General features: G+C 66.5%; 17 protein-coding genes. 4 read left to right on the top strand and 13 right to left on the bottom strand.

Features of this window, described 5'->3' with window-relative positions:
* Positions 1-2: 2 nt before the first annotated feature.
* The 6 genes from MAAFP003_RS12860 to MAAFP003_RS12835 form a co-directional block, all read right to left on the bottom strand.
* On the bottom strand, positions 3-1262 hold the full coding sequence (locus MAAFP003_RS12860; protein WP_096291101.1) for a tetratricopeptide repeat protein: 1260 nt from the start codon (positions 1260-1262) through the stop codon (positions 3-5).
* Positions 1263-1267: 5 nt separating this feature from the next.
* Positions 1268-1534: a hypothetical protein gene (locus MAAFP003_RS12855; protein WP_096291102.1), complete on the bottom strand. Its 267-nt coding sequence runs from the start codon at positions 1532-1534 to the stop codon at positions 1268-1270.
* A gap of 5 nt (positions 1535-1539) precedes the next feature.
* Positions 1540-2313: a hydrogenase maturation protease gene (locus tag MAAFP003_RS12850; protein ID WP_096291100.1), complete on the bottom strand. Its 774-nt coding sequence runs from the start codon at positions 2311-2313 to the stop codon at positions 1540-1542.
* 77 nt (positions 2314-2390) lie between these two features.
* Entirely contained in the window at positions 2391-3998 is a 1608-nt protein-coding gene (locus MAAFP003_RS12845) for a nickel-dependent hydrogenase large subunit (RefSeq protein ID WP_096287460.1), read from the bottom strand.
* A gap of 64 nt (positions 3999-4062) precedes the next feature.
* Complete coding sequence (locus MAAFP003_RS12840; protein ID WP_096287458.1) at positions 4063-5034, bottom strand: NADH-quinone oxidoreductase subunit B family protein; 972 nt, start codon at positions 5032-5034, stop codon at positions 4063-4065.
* A 68-nt stretch (positions 5035-5102) separates the two neighbouring features.
* Entirely contained in the window at positions 5103-5669 is a 567-nt protein-coding gene (locus MAAFP003_RS12835; protein ID WP_096287456.1) for a DUF1641 domain-containing protein, read from the bottom strand.
* A gap of 253 nt (positions 5670-5922) precedes the next feature.
* Between MAAFP003_RS12835 and MAAFP003_RS12830 the strand changes: the two genes are divergently transcribed.
* Positions 5923-6987 (top strand): AraC family transcriptional regulator, encoded by a 1065-nt coding sequence (locus tag MAAFP003_RS12830; protein WP_243394002.1) that lies wholly within the window; start codon positions 5923-5925, stop codon positions 6985-6987.
* 18 nt (positions 6988-7005) lie between these two features.
* Here the strand turns inward: MAAFP003_RS12830 and MAAFP003_RS12825 are convergent, their stop codons facing one another.
* The 4 genes from MAAFP003_RS12825 to MAAFP003_RS12810 all read right to left on the bottom strand — a co-directional run bounded on the left by MAAFP003_RS12825 (position 7006) and on the right by MAAFP003_RS12810 (position 10783).
* Positions 7006-7908 carry a LysR family transcriptional regulator gene (locus MAAFP003_RS12825; RefSeq protein ID WP_096287454.1) on the bottom strand — a complete coding sequence of 301 codons (903 nt, stop codon included), beginning with the start codon at positions 7906-7908 and terminating at the stop codon, positions 7006-7008.
* Positions 7905-8855: a CbbX protein gene (cbbX, locus tag MAAFP003_RS12820; RefSeq protein WP_096287452.1), complete on the bottom strand. Its 951-nt coding sequence runs from the start codon at positions 8853-8855 to the stop codon at positions 7905-7907. Before cbbX ends, MAAFP003_RS12825 begins: the two co-directional genes overlap by 4 nt.
* The gene (locus tag MAAFP003_RS12815) at positions 8852-9277 is read right to left on the bottom strand and encodes a ribulose bisphosphate carboxylase small subunit (RefSeq protein ID WP_096287450.1); all 426 of its coding nucleotides are present in this window, start codon (positions 9275-9277) and stop codon (positions 8852-8854) included. Before MAAFP003_RS12815 ends, cbbX begins: the two co-directional genes overlap by 4 nt.
* Before the next feature lie 75 nt (positions 9278-9352).
* Positions 9353-10783, bottom strand: a complete 1431-nt coding sequence (locus MAAFP003_RS12810; RefSeq protein ID WP_096287448.1) for a form I ribulose bisphosphate carboxylase large subunit — start codon at positions 10781-10783, stop codon at positions 9353-9355.
* A gap of 169 nt (positions 10784-10952) precedes the next feature.
* Between MAAFP003_RS12810 and MAAFP003_RS12805 the strand changes: the two genes are divergently transcribed.
* Positions 10953-11951 (top strand): class I fructose-bisphosphate aldolase, encoded by a 999-nt coding sequence (locus tag MAAFP003_RS12805; RefSeq protein WP_096287446.1) that lies wholly within the window; start codon positions 10953-10955, stop codon positions 11949-11951.
* Here MAAFP003_RS12805 and MAAFP003_RS29930 read toward each other — a convergent pair.
* Genes MAAFP003_RS29930 through MAAFP003_RS12795 form a run of 3 tightly spaced genes read right to left on the bottom strand, consistent with a single transcriptional unit; the run spans position 11939 to position 13898 of the window.
* On the bottom strand, positions 11939-12061 hold the full coding sequence (locus MAAFP003_RS29930) for a hypothetical protein (RefSeq protein ID WP_279304465.1): 123 nt from the start codon (positions 12059-12061) through the stop codon (positions 11939-11941). The genes MAAFP003_RS12805 and MAAFP003_RS29930 overlap by 13 nt on opposite strands.
* A complete protein-coding gene (locus tag MAAFP003_RS12800) occupies positions 12058-13221 on the bottom strand; it encodes a GAF domain-containing sensor histidine kinase (protein WP_243394000.1) in 1164 nt (387 codons plus the stop codon). Before MAAFP003_RS12800 ends, MAAFP003_RS29930 begins: the two co-directional genes overlap by 4 nt.
* Positions 13218-13898 (bottom strand): response regulator, encoded by a 681-nt coding sequence (locus MAAFP003_RS12795; RefSeq protein WP_165796397.1) that lies wholly within the window; start codon positions 13896-13898, stop codon positions 13218-13220. Before MAAFP003_RS12795 ends, MAAFP003_RS12800 begins: the two co-directional genes overlap by 4 nt.
* A 157-nt stretch (positions 13899-14055) precedes the next feature.
* Between MAAFP003_RS12795 and rpe the strand changes: the two genes are divergently transcribed.
* Together rpe and tkt are read left to right on the top strand one after the other, a co-directional pair.
* Positions 14056-14742 carry a ribulose-phosphate 3-epimerase gene (rpe, locus tag MAAFP003_RS12790; protein WP_243393999.1) on the top strand — a complete coding sequence of 229 codons (687 nt, stop codon included), beginning with the start codon at positions 14056-14058 and terminating at the stop codon, positions 14740-14742.
* A gap of 50 nt (positions 14743-14792) precedes the next feature.
* Entirely contained in the window at positions 14793-16805 is a 2013-nt protein-coding gene (gene tkt, locus MAAFP003_RS12785; protein WP_096287442.1) for a transketolase, read from the top strand.
* The last annotated feature ends 28 nt before the right edge of the window (positions 16806-16833 follow it).

Here is a 16833-nt window from a genome sequence, read left to right as displayed (position 1 = left end):
CGTCATGTTAGGTCCTCGGAACGTAATAGCGCGCTCTGCCTGGCGATTTCGTCGAGGACGCCTCGAACCGCACGCACCGAATCGTGGTCCTGCTGCTCCTCGAAGAGGAACCGCGCCTCGTAAAGCTTGGCCTTGGCCTGGTCGAACATCCCGAGGTGGGCCAGAGCGTTGCCCTGGTTGGCCAGCACCCGGGCCCTGCCCAGCGGGTCGGTGTCGCGGCCGCGGGCCGCGAGCACGGCCTCGTACAGTTCCACCGCCTCGACGAGGTTGTCGGCCTGGTGTTTGGATGGCGTATACACCAGCGAATTAGCAAGATTCAGCTGGACGCTCGCCCACTGGTCGGGGTATCGCTCGGGTGTGTAGACCTTCAGCGCGGAACGCAGCGATTGCGCTGCCACCCCGAGACGCAGCTGGCCGGACGCTTCTACCATCGGCATCGTCAGGTACGCGGTCGCCAGGTTGGCGTGCGCCGACGCCCAGAGCAGCGGCGCCTCCTCGCGCAACACCAGCTGCAGCGCGGCGTGATAATGCGTTATCGCCTGGGCTAACAGGCCCGGATTGTCTTGGGCGCGTTCGTGTATCAGCGCCGCGATGCCCAGATGCAATTCCGCCCGCGCAACGCGCAGTCCATCGGCGCCGTCGAGCAGACGCAACGCCCGTTCGAGGCGCGGCTGCGCCTCCAATGCCGAAGCCTCATCCATATCGCGGCAGATCGATCCGGCCGCCCCAACCAGCACACCTTCAAGGCACGACGACACGTCGGCGGCGGCCTGGGCGGCGCGCTCCAGCAAAGCGACGGCTGCCGCTGAATCGCCTTGTGCCACAGCGTGACTGGCGTGTGCAGACAACGCCACGGCGGCAAGTTCGCCGGTCGCGCCGTCGACTTCGGGCACGGTGTCGCGCTCGCCGATCGTGAACAGCACCAGGTCGACCAGGATGCCGAATTCGCCTAGGTCGGCGCGCAGCTTGTCGGTGTCGACACCGTCGGGTGCTAGCACGAACCGGTTGTACCGGGTCACGGGATCATCGGTGGTCAGCCGGCCCAACGCCGCCTCGACATCACCGGAATGGGCAAGCTGCAGTGCCCGCAACCCGTCGGGCCAGGCGGCCGGTTCGTTTCCTTCCAACAGCGCCGTGCGCACCGCGTCGTGCTCGGATCCCGCGGGAATCAGCAGATACCCCAGCGGCAGCGGGAACGCCCCGAGCGGCTGCGGTCTGGCCGCCAAGGTGGTGGCGGGGTCGGCTTCAGCGGTACTGGTCATGGCGTTCACCCATTGAGCGGTCCTCGGATATTGCGTTCGGCGGCACGTTTGATCAGGTTGGCCGACAACTCGGCGCGGCGCTTGGTGGCGTGGCCGTCGATTCGCTTCCGCACCACACCGTCGGCGAACACCACGACGATCTCGACGAACCAGCGGCCGCATTCCTCGACGACGACGGTCTGCACGTCCAGGGCTTCGTCGGCCGAGCTGTCGGCGCGAACCACCGTCGGTGGGCGTTCCGGCTGTCCCCCGTCCGTCGGCCGCTCAGCCATCAGAATCACCCCGGCGGCTCCCGCCGGCCCTGCAACGGGACGCGCAGCGACTTGGTTGCATCGTCCCAGAATGCACCAGCGGTGCCCGACATTGCGCGGTCAGCGAGCACTTCGCGGATGAGCAGCGATCGGTCACCCGCGGGGTTGCGTTGCTTCAACAGCAGTCCCCCGCTGCGCGGACCGCGCAACGGGATCAGCCACAGGTCGCCGTCGCGGATCACGGCGGCGACCGCGTCGGAGGGAAATCGACTGGCCGCCAAAGCCGCATCCAGTCGCAGATAGCCATCGGCGGTGAATTCGACGACGGTTTCCGGCGCGGCGGCCGGCCGGAGGGCGGCCAGATGGTCGGCCTCGATTCGGTCGATGACCAGCTCCATCGCCGCCTGCACCGGTGCCGACAGGTCTGCGCCGAGTTCCACGGCTTCCACCTCGACGAGATAGACGGTGATGTCGGTCGGGCAGTCCTCGCCGAGCGCCCAGCGGGCGAACGCGATGGCGTGGTCCCATCGGAACGAGTGGGTATGCAGGCCCTGCAGTGGCGGTAGGTCCGCCAACTCCGCTCCGGGCACCTTGAAGATGGTGCCCGGCGCCGAACCCGTCGCCGCGGCGTCGACGATGACCACCCGCTGGGCGCCGCGCATCTGGAACGCCACGTCCATTCCCGCGGTACCGCCGTCGACCAGACGTGCGCCCTCGGGCATGCCGCGTTCCCAAAGATGGCGGATCAGAACGGGTCCGACACCATCGTCACCGCGCAACAGGTTGCCGCAACCGACCACCAACACCGCACACCCCGGGGGTGCGAGGTCGTCCGTGTCGTCGGCAGGTCCCAAGCCGCAGTCGTGCGCAGTCAGCGTCACACCATCCCGTTGATCACGAACCGGGACAACTCTTTACCCGTCTTGCCGTCATAGGCGTGCACGGTACACACCAGACACGAGTCGAAGCTGCGCGCGACGTGGCCGAGTTCCACCGGATCCTCGGGGTCCACGATCGGCGAGCCGACCAGCGCACTCTCGATCGGACCGAGCACCTGTCCACTGTCTCGTGGACCGATGTTCCACGCAGTGGGGGTTACCACTTGATAGTTCTTGATCTTGTTGTCCTCGAGCACAATCCAGTCCGAAAGCGCACCACGCGCGGCTTCGGTGGAGCCGAACCCCATGCCCTCGGCGTGCTCAATGGGCTTGGAGTAGAAGCTTTCCTTGAGGTCGAGCTGGTCGAGCCACTCGCGGGTCCACTTGTAGTACTTCGGGCCCTCGTGCATGCGTGCGAGCTGGCGGACCATGACGCTGGGTCCGATCTTGTTGTACATGTCCACGAAGAGCGGGTCGTTGTCCTGGTGTGCGGCGGCATTCGGACCACCGGCCGCCATCCGACGAGCCAAGGGGCCAGCTTCCAGAGGGATATTGCCCAGGTTGCCTACGGCATACCGAGGCGACTTGGCCCAGCTGTACTTGCCGTCTTTGCGGCCCTGCTCGGGGTCGATCGGAATGGTCTCACCTTCGAATGGATGCAACGCGCGGCTGCCCTCGTAAAACGAGTGCGTGACGTCCTCGCGAACGTTGGCCTGGTCGAACTCGTACCACTGACCCTTCGCGTACACACCGGAGCGGCCGATCAATGCGGCATTGCGCCCGTCAATGGTCGGATTCTCATACAGCGACGGGTCGAAGTAGGTGCCAGTGGCGATGTAGTTGCCGACGCCGGCGCCGTACTTGTCCAGCCCGACGTCCAGGCAATAGCGGATGAAAAAGCCGCAGTCGCTGTTGTATTGGGATTCGTTCTCGTCCACCCAGGCCAGCACGTCTTCCCAGGTCTTGTTCTCCAGCCAGCGGTCGATGGTGCACCCGAGCCAGCGCGCTTCCAGCCAATTGTCCTTCCAGTGCTCGAGGATCGCGATCGAGCGGGTGACGTCGGACAGGGTCGGCGCGCACATCACCCCGCCGGGCACCATGAAGCTCGAGTGCGGCCACTGGCCGCCGAAGATCGCGTACACCTCGACCGGCTTTGCCGAAAGCACCACGCCCGGTTGATAACTCGTACCGACGTAGGGGGCGAACCGACGCACCGCTTCGTCGTAGAGCTTGGACTTCCCGTAGTTCTTGTTGGTCAGGTCGATCGCGAACAGCGCGTAGAAGTAGCGCGGGATGGACTGCAGTGTTTCGCAGGCCTGGCAGATGTTGCGCACCAGGGTGGCGTTGGGCGGCATGTGCGTTCGCCACGCGGTGTCCAACGCGTACGCCGACTTGTAGAGGTGGCTGCCGCCACAGATGCCGCAGATGCGCGGACACACGATGAGGCCGGCCTGCGGATCCTTGCCGCGCAGGATGATTTCGAAGCCCCGGAACATCGCGGCCTCGGTCCAGGCCGACGTGACGACGCCGTCCTCAACGGTGACGCGAACGTCGAGGTCTCCCTCGACGCGGCCCAATGGGCTGACATAGAGGTCGAGCGCAGTCATAAAAGATCCTCTCTAGGGCTTACCGGGATTTGGAGCACTACCAGGGCTGTGGGTGTGGCGGTCGTCAGACCACGAACATGTCTTCTTTGGGCCATTGCGGGGCGGCGGTGCGGGCGGCCGCAGCGGGCGCCCTATAGGTCAGGGGATCCGATCCCTCCGGCCCTTCCCTCGGGATCATGCCGCTGACCTTCTGCGTCTTGAACACGGTCCCCGGCGCGAGATCGAAGTGCGGGAATTCCGGTTCGGTGCAACCCAGGCAAGGCATACCGGCTCGTGTCTTCGACGACTGGCGGTTCCACAGGATCCGGTTGCAGGGTGAGTGGGTCATCGGGCCACGGCAGCCGAACTCGTAGAACAGGCAGCCGGTGCGGGTGCCCTCTCCGAACGACGTCGTCGATTGCTTGTACTCAAAGAATTGCACTCGGGTGCAACCGGTCTGGGTGAACGTCTTGAAGAACGTCTCGGGCCGGTGTAGTTCGTCGAGGGTGATGTCGCCGGCTCGACCGGTGGCCAACGCGACGAGGATCTGCGTGATCCAGTCGGGATGGGCCGGGCATCCGGGAATGTTGATCACGGGCAAGCCCATCTTGGATCGGAAGTCCGGACCGAGAAATCCACCCTTGTCGCGCTTGTGGAATTGCAGACCCGTTGATGCCGACGGGTTGGGCTCCATGGCCGGGATGCCGCCGAAACACGCACAGTCACCGATCGCCACGACGATCTGCGCGGCCGCGGCGAGGTCGGTGACCCAGTCCTTCATCGCACGATCCGCGAACATGTCCATGCGGCCGGTGCCGTTTGGCGCCTCGATGACCGTGCCCTCGAACACGAATATGTCCAACGGTCGCTCGCCATTAGCGCAATCCCAGAAGACCTTCTGCGCATTCTTGCCGAGTTCGAGCCCCAATGACGGATGCCACAAGAGATCCAGTCCGAAATCGACAATCAAGTCGACGACATTTGGCTCCTCGGCATTAAGAAAAGACATCGTGTTTCCACTACACGCGCCGCCTTGAAACCATAAGACAGAAGCCATTGGAAACTCCTTCCGAAATGGCGGCCGTGGTCGCGGCCGCATTGCTGAATCGTGGGCTGAAGTCTGCTTTACTGCGGGAGACGCCTGCCGAATGCTCGCGCTACCTGTACCAGGAAACCCAAGCCGCGGTTGACGTCTTTGTCCTTGCTGACCCGCCACAGCCCGAACAAGCCTTTCGGTCCCCCGGGGTCCGCCGTGGCGGCCGCTTTCCCTACGACGAGGGCCTGGCCCACCTCTGCCAGCACATCGACGGCCTGCGGATCGACGAGCGGAGACCGCAGGATCTTGGTCAGCGCCGGCGCGGCAGTCGCCAGCGACGACGCCAGTTCCGACAAGCTCGCGGCCAGCGCCGGCAGATCGACCGACCCTGCGCCGGATGCCAAGCCGTCAAAGCCGGGCAGGCCGGCTATCGAGGCGCTGCGCGCTCCCGCGCGCAGCTCGCCGACGCTCGAGGCCAACGTCTCACTGATCTCGTCACCGCGACGCACGAAGCCGTCGAGGCCGGTCAGCAGGATCGCCAACAGATCGGCGTGGTCGAGCAGGCTGTTGAGCGCCGCCGCGACGGCCGGGTCGTCGAGCCGTTCGCGCAACTGGTCGTACGGCGACAGAGTGGTGACCTGACCGTTTGCCGACATGGCACCTCCTGGACGGATCGGGTGGGCTGTTCCCCGACTTCGCGGGGGCCGCAGCGAGCTGTGGCCCCGATCACAAACTAGCGGCCGGTCGGCGTTCTGCCTATCGCTTTCGCGCAGCAGCTGTCACGATTGCGAAGAGTTAAGCGCGTTGGTGCGCGCTCAGTTGCTGGGAGACTTGCATGATTGTCACCGATTGTTTAGTGAGCACTTCACCATTCGATGATGTGTCGATGCAGCTACAAGCAGGGGCTACGTGGTGTCGCGGCTGACCCGTCTGGGCTATATCGACGTCCGCCGCACGGCGAACCCGGTGCGGCGCAAGGTGCGTTCGCGAGGCGTCCCGCCGGCCCTCGCGGACAACGAGATCTTCTACACCGAGAACCCGGCCGAAGCCACCCGATTGATGGGCAAAGCGCTGGCGCCGTTGTCATTGCACGTGGGGCCCGATGACGCGGCCGGGTTTGCTGCGACCATGCACGGGGTGCGGCTGCGCAACGTCAGCATGCTGTACCTCGACGTGCATGTCGCGGCCACGGTCGACATTCCCGTGCTGGGCCAGTACTTCGGCGTGCACATGCCCATGAACGGACGTGCGATGGTCGATCACCGCGGCCGCAACTTCGAAGCCAACACGATCCGCGCGGTAGTGACCAGCCCGGGCGAGGCGCTGCGGATTCAGTTCGACCACGACTCCCCGCAGTTACTGATCCGGATCGAGCAGCGCGCCATGGCCGCCCACCTCACCCGGCTACTGGGCCGAACCCTGACACGGCCGTTGGAATTCGAACCCGAATTCGACCTTGCCAGCGAGGCCGCCATGCGTTGGCATACCGCGGTCCAGCTCATCCACAGCGAAGTGTTCCACCCCGGATCGCTGATCCAGCGGGGTCAGGGCATCGGTGCGATCGAGGAACTGGTGATGAGCACCCTGTTGCAGCTGCAGCCGTCCAATTACCACGAAGAGTTTTTGCAGCCGACGCAGCCAGATCCACGGCGGGCCGTCGTCCATGACGCCATGAACTTCATCGACGACCATCTTGCTGAGCGCATCACGATGGACGACCTCGCCAGAGTGGTCCACATGAGTGTCCGCTCGATCCAGCAGGGCTTCCGCGACGAGCTGAACATGACGCCGATGACCTACGTTCGCGAGCGCCGGCTGGAGCGCGTCCACGAGGAGCTCATGGACGCGATGCCCTCCGACGGGATCACCGTCACGGCTGTCGCCGAGCGATGGGGCTTCAACCATCTCGGGAGTTTTGCCGTGGAATACCGCAAGCGGTGGGGCGAGGCGCCCTCCGACACCCTGCGGCGTTGATCCCTCACCCGGTCGTTGCTAGGACGCGCGAGGCACCGCGCTCACCTGGCGCCAGCCGAGCTCGGGACGGGAGACCAGGTGCTCGATGAGCAACTCGGTGGCCATCGGTGGCGTGGGTTGGCTGACGACATGCCAGGGCCGCTTGATCGGAGTGCCCGGCACGGCTAGCTCCACGAGTGTGCCGGAGTCGAGCTCGCGCTGCACCGCCTGCCGCGACACCAGCGCGACGCCCAGCCCCGCAACAGCCGCCGCCACCACCGCACCGTGCGAGCCGAGGACCAGCTGTGGCGGCGCGACGTCGAGCTCCTCGAGCAGCGTCATCAGCGTCGAGCGGGTGCCGGAACCCTGCTCACGCAACAGCCAGGTAGCCGTCCCCGGCGCGAAGCCGCCGGCCAACTCCGGGCACCCGACGACGATCAGCGTGTTCGGGCTGATCGCGCGGACCCGGACTTTCTTGCGCAAATCCTCGGGCGGCCGACCCGCGAACACCAGGTCGACTTCGTGGCGCGACAGCATCGGCCACAGCGCGCTGCGCGCGGCCACCTCGACGTGCAGGACCACCCCCGGATGTTGCGCGCGAAACGACGCGAGCGCCGCCGGGATCAGCAACTCCCCCGCCGATGTCACCGCGGCCAGCCGGATCGAGCCGTTCTCCGGATCCGCCTCGCCGCGTGCGGCCAGAATCGCCTCGTCGTGCAGGCCAAGGATGCGGCGCGCGTACTCCACATAGCGCAGACCCGCCGGCGTCAACCGCACTCCCCGACCGTGCCGATCGACCAGCGTGATGCCGATGTCGCTGCTCAAAGCGCGCAACGCCGAGGAGATCGACGACTCGGTGACCACCAGGCGTTCGGCGGCCCCGCGCACCGACCCGGTATCAGCCACCTCGACCAGCGCCCGCAGGCGCGCGTTTGTTGTCATGCCGTCTCCCGCGTCTCGAACACCCGGCTGGCCAATAGATCTACCGCTTCGATCGTGGTCAGCTCGGCCAGACCGACCGGCGTGTCGGCGCCGGCAAGAAGCCGGCGCGCGTGCCGCAGCCGGGCCCGCTCCAGCGCGTTGCGTACGCTGCGGGCGTTGGCGAACCACGGCTGGTCGCGACGTAGCTGGAGGTATCTGTGCAGCACGCCGCGGGCCTCCTCGGAGAACCGGTAGCCCAGGCCGGCGATCATCAGTCCCGCGATGTCCTCGAGTTCGCCGACGGTGTAGTCCGGGAACGTGATGTGGTGGGCGATGCGACTCTGCATCCCGGGGTTGGCCGAGAAAAACTGGTCCATTTTGTCCGCGTAGCCGGCCAGGATGACCACCAGGTCGTCCCTGTTGTTCTCCATCACCTGCAGCAGGATCTCGATGGCTTCGCCGCCGTAGTCGCGCTCGTTCTCGACCTTGTAGAGGTAGTAGGCCTCGTCGATGAACAGCACGCCGCCCATCGCCCGCTTGATGACGTCCTTGGTCTTGGGTGCCGTGTGCCCGACGTACTCCCCGACCAGGTCGTCGCGGGTGACGCTGACCAGATGGCCGCGGCGCAGATAGCCGAGCCGGTGCAACAGGTCGGCCATCCGCGTTGCCACCGTGGTCTTGCCGGTACCGGGGTTGCCGGTGAAGCACATGTGCAGAGTCGGCTGAGCTGCCTGCACGCCGAAACGTTCCCGCATGCGGTCGACCAGCAGCAGCGCCGCGATCTCCGCGATGCGGGTCTTCACCGGCTCCAGGCCGACCAGCTCGCGGTCCAACCCCGACAGCACCTCATCGATACCCGAGGTGGCCCGGGCGGCCGCCAGGTCGACGACTGCACCCGGGTCCAGGGTTTCCGGCTTTGGTTCCGCTTCCGGCTCGGCGAGAACCGGCCGGCAGCCGAACGCGGTCATGACGACTCATACCTCTGCCCGCTCGGCCGCTCGGTGGCATAGGCGAACGTGGTGTAGCCGATCTGCCGGTTCGCCCGCTCGGCGCGGTCCAGCCGGAAGCCGGGCTCCTCGGCGGGCCGGTTGACGATGAACGACAGCGCCGTCGTCTGCCGACCCAAACTCGCGTCGTACGCGTTGAGGCGGATGTAGCTGTTCGGGTTTGCCGTTCGGCATGCGTTGACCTCGAGCAGCACGCCCGCCGCGTCCTTGAGGTCGAACATCGGGAGCCCCCACATCTCCCAATAGATGTTGCGCGGATGCGGGTCGTCGGTGAATTCGACCGACAGCGGCCAGCCGTGGTCGAGTGCGTAGTTGATCTGCGCGGTGATCTCCTCGTCTGTGAAGTCGGGCAGATACGAGAAGGTGCCCTGGGTGATGCGCATGATTGGCTCCTTTGGCTGTGTTGATAGTGGCGACCCGCTTCGCCCGGCTCGCGCCGGGCTCGCGATCGCCACGGCTCAGGCCCGAGTGGGCGTCGCGACAACGTCCGGGGTGTCGGTGGATTCGTAGTTGAAGGTGATGTCGCCCCAGGTGGCCAGCGCGGTGTCCAGCGCGCGGTTGCGTGCGGCGGCCTTCTTCAGGATGTCGGGGCCTTCCTGGTAGTAGTCGCGGCCTTCGTTGCGGGCCTTGATCATGGCCTCCAATGCGACCCGGTTGGCCTCGGCCCCGGCGGCGATTCCCATCGGGTGCCCGATCGTGCCTCCGCCGAACTGCAGCACCACGTCCTCGCCCAGGTAGTGGATGAGCTGGTGCATCTGACCGGCGTGGATGCCGCCGGAAGCGACCGGCATGACGCCGGGCATGGACGCCCACTCCTGGTCGAAGAACAGGCCCTTGACCGGGTCTGCTTCGACGCGGTCGAGGCGCAGGGTGTCGTAGAACCCGGCCGTGGTGTTGGGGTCACCCTCGAGTTTCCCGACCACCGTTCCGGCGTGGATGTGGTCGACCCCGGCCAGCCGCATCCACTTCGAGATGACCCGGAAGCTGACGCCGTGCGACTTCTGCCGCGTATAGGTGCCGTGCCCGGCGCGGTGCAGGTGCAGGATGACGCTGTTATCGCGGGCCCATTTCGCCATCGATTGGATCGCGGTGTAGCCGATCGTCAGATCGATCATCACGATCACCGAACCGAGCTCGGCGGCGAAGTTCGCCCGCGCGTACATCTCCTCCATCGTCCCGGCGGTGACGTTGAGGTAGTGCCCCTTGATCTCGCCGGTGGCGGCCTGCGCCCGGTTGACGGCTTCCATGCAGAACAGGAAGCGGTCTCGCCATCGCATGAATGGCTGGGAGTTGATGTTCTCGTCGTCCTTGGTGAAGTCCAGTCCACCGCGCAGCGCCTCGTAAACGACGCGGCCGTAGTTGCGCGCCGAGAGACCGAGCTTGGGTTTGGTGGTGGCGCCCAGCAGCGGCCGGCCGAACTTGCCGAGGTGCTCGCGCTCCATCACGATGCCGTGTGCGGGCCCCTGGAAGGTTTTGACGTAGTGCGTTGGGATCCGCATGTCTTCCAGGCGCAGCGCCTTGAGCGGTTTGAACCCGAACACATTGCCGATGATCGAACTGGTCAGGTTGGCAATGGAGCCCTCCTCGAACAGGTCGAGGTCGTAGGCGATCCACGCAATCCACTGTCCGGGCACGCCGGGCACCGCGTCGACGCGATAGCACTTGGCTTGGTAGTGCTCGAAGGTGGTGAGGCGGTCCGTCCACACCACCGTCCACGTCGCGGTGCTCGATTCACCGGCGACGGCGGCGCCCGCCTCCTCCGGAGGGACCCCCTCCTGCGGGGTGATCCGGAAGGCACAGAGAACGTCGGTGTCCTTCGGCTGGTAATCCGGCTGCCAGTAGCCCATCTCTGCGTACGGGATCACTCCCGCGTTCCATCTGTCGGTCATGGCTCGAATCGTGTCAGCGAACAATCAACCTGTCTATCGATAATAGGCGGCTGATACTTAGGTTATTAGTTAAGTGTCCAGCGACCCCCATTCTTTCCACCATTCGGGTGACGCCGCACTATCGGCGCTGCTCTTACGGTGTGCGCACCCCGAGAGACAGGAAGCATTGATGAGCACGTGCAGGAAGATCGCCCAGGCCATGACGGCGCCCGGCAAGGGCATCCTCGCCGCCGACGAGAGCATCACGACGATGTCGGCCCGTCTCGAGCAGGCAGGCGTCACCGCGACCTCGGACAGCCGGCGGAACTACCGCGAACTCCTGGCCAGCACGCCCGGGCTCGCGGACGGCGTCTCGGGGATCATCTTCTGCGACGAAACCCTGGGCCAGGTCTTCAGCGATGGGCGGCCGTTTCCGCAGCGGGTCCGCGAACTGGGCATGCTGCCCGGCATCAAAGTCGACACCGGCGCGAAGCCCTGCCCGGGTTTGCCGGGTGAAACGGTGACCGAGGGCTTGGACGGGCTCGCCGGCCGACTGGCCCGGTATGCGGAAATGGGCGCGGCGTTCGCCAAGTGGCGGGCCGTGTTCAGCATCACCGAAAGCACCCCGAGCTGGGGCGCCATCGCGTGCAACGCCAACGCACTGGCCCGCTACGCGGCGGCCTGCCAGGAAGCGGGCATCGTGCCGATCGTCGAACCCGAGGTGCTGATGACCGGCGACCACAGCATCGCCCGGTGCGCCGAAGTGACCGCCGAGGTGCACGCGGCGGTGCGCCAACAGCTGGGCCTGCTACGCGTGGACCTGGCCGGCATCGTGCTCAAACCCAACATGGTGATCGAAGGCGAAGACCACCCCACCCAGGCCACGGCGGAAGAGGTTGCCGCGGCCACGGTTTCGGTGCTGCGTGCCTGGCCGGCCGACCTCGCCGGGGTGGCGTTTCTGTCCGGCGGACAGTCGCCGACGCGTGCCACCAGCAACCTGACGGCGCTGCAGGCGCATCGCACACCGTGGCCGTTGACCTTTTCCTTCGGCAGGGCCTTGGTGTCCCCGGCGCTGGCGGCGTGGCGCGGTGATGAAACACGGGTCAGCACGGCGCAGGAGGCGCTATTGGGTCATGTGTCGGCCAACGCCTCCGCGGTGCGCCTGCGCGACCAGCTTCAGCCGGCCTGACCTGCGATGCCCGCGCCGTCCAGCGGGACCGTCACCGTGACGGTGGTACCCGATCCGGGCGTCGAGCGCACGGCCAGCCGCCCGCCCACCAGCTCGGAACGTTCTGTCATCGACAGCATGCCTCGTCACCTCGGTGTCGCCCGTGTCTCCCATGCTCCCCATCCTCCGTCCGCCTCCCCCCCGCGCCAGGACGCTGGTGCTGTAGAACCCCCCCGCCCCTCCCCCCCTCAGCGCCAGGAGTGTGGTCGGCAACCTCCAGTCGGGCTACGCCTGCCTCGACGGCAAAGCGCACCGTGGCGGTCATCGCGCGGGAGTGCTTTACGACGTTCTGCAGACACTCTTGTGCGATCCGGTATAGGGCCACCTCGACATGTTCGGGCAACCGTTCGTCAGCCAACTCCAGGTCGAGGTCTACCTCGGGGATCGTCGATACCAGGCTGGCCAGGCCGCCGGCCAGACCGAGGTCGTCCAGCACGGGTGGGCGGAGCCCGCCGATCGCCGAACGGGCTTCCGCCAGCGTGAGATCGACGAGATCACGGGCCTTTTCGAGCTGTTCAGTGGCCTCGTCCTGGTCGTCGGTCTCGACGGCGTGGGCGGCCGCATCGAGCCGGTAACTCAGGCTTACCAGCCGCTGAGAGATCCCGTCGTGAATATCGCCGGCCAACCGCCTGCGTTCGGATTCCTGCGCGGCGATCACCTGTTCGGCGAAACTGCCGTGCACCCGTTCCCGCGCGGCCAACTGCCGGTGCACCCGCGCTTGGTCGAACGCGCCGGCGGTCAACCGCCCGATCGCCAGCAACAGCTGAATGTCGCGGTCGGTGAACTCCCGGCGGGCCACCGTGTGCACATTGAGGACGCCGACGAGCCGGCCCGGTCCCGTCTCCATCGGCACCGACGCCATCGAAGTGAAGTCCGAGCCGCGCAACGCCGCGATCGGCACATAGCGAGGGTCTTCGTCTTTGCGGCTGGTGATCACCACGGGTTCACGGTGTTGCGCCACCCACCCCGAGACTCCTTCGCCAAGTCGGAGCTGAACCTGGCCGATGCATTCGTCGAACGGTGGCGTGGCGCCGGCCAGGGTCAGCGATCCGCCGGAATCATCGAGGACGTGCACGAAGCACACGTCGGACGCCGTGGCCGCCGTGATGAGGCGCGCGACCGCCGCCGCGACCGGCTCGATGGCCGGACCGCTGCCGGTGGCCGCCACGATGTCGAGCAGCAGTGCGACCTCGCGGTCGGCGTCCACCAGCCCCCGCACCGATCCCGTCACTGGTAGATCCCCTCGCGCAGCGCGACCGCCACCGCCGCGGTGCGGTCGTTGACGCCCAGCTTGCGATAAATGGAGCGCAGGTGACTCTTGACCGTCTCATCGCCGATGACGAGTTTGCTGGCTATGCCGCGATTCGACAGGCCGGCCACGACGAACGACAGGATTTCGCTCTCCCGCTGACTCAGGCCCTGTCGCGCGCCCGGCCAGAATTCGTCCCGTTGCAGCCGGGCCGCAGTGTCGGCGGCCCGCGCGGCAAGGCCCGCGTCGATGGCGGTCGAACCGCTCTGGACGTACTCCAGCTGCCGCACCAGCTCGTCGCTGTTGATGCCCTTCAGCAGATAACCCGACGCCCCGACCCTTAAGGCCTGGAACAAGTACTGCTCGTCCTCGTACACCGAAAGCAGGATGACCTTGCTTGCGGGGTTGCGTTCGCGGATGGCACGGCACAGGTCCAGACCGCTGGCGCCCTGCATTCTGACGTCGCAGAGCACAATGTCAGGTTGCAGGCTCTCGATGACCTGGAGTGCATTTTCGGCGCCCACTGCCTCGCCGACGACCCGCACGCGGTTCCGGAAAGAGGCGAGCATCGCTTTAAGGCCCTCGATAACCATTTCGTGGTCGTCAACCAAAACGACCCGAACGGGCCCGGTAATAGGCACTGCAGTAACCGCCGTCATGCGAACACGATAATTGCCGAGTACCAATGTCGTCATCTCCTTTTGCTGGATTTCACCGGTGAGAACATCACCCCGGATTCCCCCGCGTTGGGGGATTCAGCGTTGCCGCATTGCGCCCTAACGTGCTGGCAACGAGTTTCAGGGAGGAATCGCTTTGGTGACACCAACTTTGGTCGCGTCCGTGCTGCCGGCGGACTTCGCCGAACTGGGCCGCGACGTCGCAGAGATCGAGCGCGCCGGTGTCGACCGGATCCAGTGGGATGTCATGGACGGACGGTTCGTCCCAAATCTGACCTTCGGTCCCGACGTGATCGCGGCCTGCCGCGACCGAGTCACAATGGGTTTCGAGGCGCACCTCATGGTCGAGGATCCTGACCCGATGCTGCCGCGCTGGGTGATCGAAGCCGGCTGCGAAATCGTGATCGTGCATGCCGAGGCGTGTCGGCACCTGCACCGCACCCTGTCGAGCATCCGCGGCCTTGGCGCCCGCGCCGGCGTCGCCCTTAACCCGGCTACCCCGCTGGGCGCGGTCCTCGATGTGCTCGACGTCACCGACCTGCTGCTGATCATGACGGTCAACCCCGGGTTCGGCGGGCAACGCTATTTGACCAGCATGGAACCCAAGATCGCGGCCGCCAGAGCTGAAATCGACCGGCGCGGACTGGATATCGAGCTCGAGGTGGACGGCGGTATCGGACCGGGCACCATCGCCGCCGCCGCAGCGGCCGGAGCCGACGTGTTCTGCGCCGGTTCGGCGCTGTTCGCCGGACCGAACATGACCGAGGCGGCGCACGCACTTCGCGCAGCCGCCCGCGAGACCAACGGAAGGCTGGTGGCACCGTGACCATCACACCCAGAACGACCAGCACACCAGGAACCACACTGGCCCCCGACATGACCGAACCATCAACCGGCACGGACGAATTGGACCGGTTAGCCATCAACACGCTGCGGTTCCTGGCCGCCGACGGTGTGCAGGCCGCCGGCAGCGGACATCCGGGACTACCGTTGGGTGCCAGCGCGATCGCCTGGACGTTGTGGTCGCGCCCCCTGCGCCACGCCCCCGCCGATCCGCGTTGGCCCGACCGCGACCGCTTCGTGCTGTCTGCCGGCCACGGCTCGATGCTGCTCTACTCCCTGCTACACGTGTTCGGCTACGACATGCCGGTCGAGCAACTGCGGAAGTTCCGGCAGCTGGGCTCGCTGACTCCCGGACACCCCGAGTGCGGTCATACCGCGGGCGTCGAAACCACCACGGGCCCACTGGGACAAGGGCTTGCCAACGCGGTCGGAATTGCGTTGGCCGAACGGATGCTGGCCGCGCGATGCAATACCGATGAACACAGCGTCGTCGACCACCGCACCTGGGTGCTCGCCGGCGACGGCGACTTGATGGAAGGCATCAGCCACGAGGCCGCATCACTGGCCGGGCGCCTCCGGCTCGGCAAGTTGATCGTGATCTTCGACGACAACGACGTCACCATCGACGGATCGGCCTCCCAAAGTTGCACCGACGACGTCGAGGGCCGGTTCAGCGCCTACGGCTGGCGTGTGCTCGGCGTCCCCGACGGGAACGACGTGGCCGCCCTCGACCACGCGTTCACCGAGGCGGTTCGGACAGACGGCCGGCCCACCTTCATCCGGGTGGGCACGATCATCGGCTTTGGGGCGCCCGGCATCGAAGGCACCTCCAAAGCACATGGGAGCCCGTTGGGATCGGAAGTGCTGCATGCCATGCGCTCCCGTTTGGACTGGCCCGACGAGCATTTCCACGTGCCGCTCGCGGTCAGCGCGACCGCCGCCGTGGTGGCTGCGCGGGGCAGCGCGGCGCATGCGCGGTGGGCTCAGATGCATGCGGCGTGGCAGGTTGACCATCCGCAGCTTTCCGCGGACTTCCCGCTCGACACGGTTCCCGCCGCCGACGACCTGTCGGTGCTCACGCCGCTGGCCGACGGCCTGGCCTCGGGTGGAACGTCGGCCACTCGCAAGGCATCCGGTGCGGCACTGGCGGCGTTGGCTGCCGCCTACCCGGGGCTGGTCGGCGGATCCGCCGATCTGGCCGCCTCGACCAACACCGCGATCCCCGGTGGTGACATCACACCGGAGGACTACAGCGGCCGCACGATTCATTTCGGTATTCGCGAGCACGCGATGGCGGCGGTGATGAACGGCATCGCCCTGCACGGCGGGCTGCGCCCCTTCGGCAGCACCTTTCTGGTGTTCGCCGACTACCTGCGCCCGGCTTTGCGGCTCTCGGCGCTGATGAAATTGCCTGTGGTGTATGTGTTTACGCATGACTCCGTGCATGTCGGTGAGGATGGCCCGACCCATCAACCGGTTGAACAGCTGGAGTCGCTTCGACTGATTCCGGGGCTGACCGTGCTACGCCCGGCCGACGCTGCCGAGACCGCGCTGGCATGGCAGCTGGCGGCGGACAACACCGACGGCCCTACCGCTTTGGTGCTCAGCCGACAGGATCTTCCGGTACTCGGCGGTGCCGGGCTGGATGACGTCCGCCACTACGGCATGCGGGTGGTGCGGCCGGTAGCCGATACCGCTCATGTGATGCTGGCGGCCAGCGGCTCGGAGGTCGCCTTGGCACTCGAGGCCGCCGAATTGCTCAGCGAGCACGGGATATCGGCGATCGTCATCTCGGTGATGTGGCGCGAACGCATCGCCGCCGCGCTGCAGGCCGACGGCACCGCACTGCCCGATCTGCCGGTCGTGTGGATCGAAGCCGGCGTGAGCAGCGGCTGGCGAGCTCTGGCGCGGCCGGCGGACACGGTGATCGGCATCGACCGCTTCGGCGAGAGCGGGCCGGGCCCCGAGGTGGCAGCGCATCTGGGCCTGACCCCGGCGGCGGTCTTCGACGCCGCGCTGCGCAGTATCGCCGCGGCGTCCGGATGACTCGTGACGCTAGAGGCGGCCATCTTCG

Origin of the sequence: Mycobacterium ahvazicum (genome assembly GCF_900176255.2) — a bacterium.
GTDB lineage: Bacteria > Actinomycetota > Actinomycetes > Mycobacteriales > Mycobacteriaceae > Mycobacterium > Mycobacterium ahvazicum.
The sequence above is the reverse complement of the archived record's forward strand: the minus strand, read 5'-3'. Positions and strand labels throughout refer to the sequence as shown.

Excerpts from the sequence above, each read along its gene's own strand:
- MAAFP003_RS12810 (WP_096287448.1), bottom strand. The coding sequence starts at position 10,783 with ATGACCGACAGATGGAACGCGGGAGTGATCCCGTACGCAGAGATGGGC.
- MAAFP003_RS12815 (WP_096287450.1), bottom strand. The coding sequence starts at position 9,277 with ATGCGCATCACCCAGGGCACCTTCTCGTATCTGCCCGACTTCACAGAC.
- MAAFP003_RS12860 (WP_096291101.1), bottom strand. The coding sequence starts at position 1,262 with ATGACCAGTACCGCTGAAGCCGACCCCGCCACCACCTTGGCGGCCAGA.
- MAAFP003_RS12855 (WP_096291102.1), bottom strand. The coding sequence starts at position 1,534 with ATGGCTGAGCGGCCGACGGACGGGGGACAGCCGGAACGCCCACCGACG.
- MAAFP003_RS12840 (WP_096287458.1), bottom strand. The coding sequence starts at position 5,034 with ATGGCTTCTGTCTTATGGTTTCAAGGCGGCGCGTGTAGTGGAAACACG.
- MAAFP003_RS12825 (WP_096287454.1), bottom strand. The coding sequence starts at position 7,908 with ATGACAACAAACGCGCGCCTGCGGGCGCTGGTCGAGGTGGCTGATACC.
- MAAFP003_RS12805 (WP_096287446.1), top strand. The coding sequence starts at position 10,953 with ATGAGCACGTGCAGGAAGATCGCCCAGGCCATGACGGCGCCCGGCAAG.
- MAAFP003_RS12845 (WP_096287460.1), bottom strand. The coding sequence starts at position 3,998 with ATGACTGCGCTCGACCTCTATGTCAGCCCATTGGGCCGCGTCGAGGGA.
- MAAFP003_RS29930 (WP_279304465.1), bottom strand. The coding sequence starts at position 12,061 with ATGACAGAACGTTCCGAGCTGGTGGGCGGGCGGCTGGCCGTGCGCTCG.
- MAAFP003_RS12835 (WP_096287456.1), bottom strand. The coding sequence starts at position 5,669 with ATGTCGGCAAACGGTCAGGTCACCACTCTGTCGCCGTACGACCAGTTG.
- cbbX (WP_096287452.1), bottom strand. The coding sequence starts at position 8,855 with ATGACCGCGTTCGGCTGCCGGCCGGTTCTCGCCGAGCCGGAAGCGGAA.
- MAAFP003_RS12795 (WP_165796397.1), bottom strand. The coding sequence starts at position 13,898 with ATGACGGCGGTTACTGCAGTGCCTATTACCGGGCCCGTTCGGGTCGTT.
- tkt (WP_096287442.1), top strand. The coding sequence starts at position 14,793 with ATGACCGAACCATCAACCGGCACGGACGAATTGGACCGGTTAGCCATC.